Source organism: Acidovorax cavernicola (genome assembly GCF_003581445.1).
In genome coordinates, this window is the sequence record NZ_QXMN01000352.1 from 1 (window position 1) to 562 (window position 562).

A 562-nucleotide genomic window follows, 5' to 3' on the forward strand; every position below is an offset into this window, starting at 1 on the left:
CCAGTTCGGAAGTGCGCGTCGCCACGTTGTGGCCGGCTTCGTGCAATTGGGTATTGATCTGCGAAATCAGGCCCTTGCTGACCAGCATGCGCTGCATGTCGTCGTCGGAGCGACCGTCAGGCGCTGCATGGGCGCTGACACAGGTAAAAAGAAGGGCACACAACCATCTGGACATGGAGACAAAGGGTAACATGGAAAGATTGTTTGGCGCACCTTGATGCGCAATTTTGCGATTTTTTTCTGGATTGGAACGCATTTCTATTGACGCTGCGGCTCGCCATGGCCGCGGCAGCCCGTCAGATTCCAGGGGCTGGCCCAGGCTGCGACAATGCAGCCATTGCGGACCGAAAAAGAAAGATTTCCATGTTGCTTGACTCGTTTGAATCCCAGCTGGTGCTGGTGGATTATCAAGAGCGTCTGATGCCGGCCATTTTTGACGCCGCGGCCGTGCTGGCCAATGCCCGCGTGCTGGCCCAGGTGGCCCGGCACCTCGAAGTGCCCGTCTGGGGCACGGAACAGAACCCGTCCAAACTGGGCGCCAACGACGCCCAGCTGCGCGCGC

1 protein-coding gene is annotated in these 562 nt (G+C 59.1%); it reads left to right on the forward strand.

The annotated features are described in order from the left end of the window. Positions 1 to 204: 204 nt before the first annotated feature. A partial coding sequence (locus D3H34_RS34890) for a cysteine hydrolase family protein (protein ID WP_491047166.1) occupies positions 205 to 562 on the forward strand: 358 nt, incomplete at its 3' end.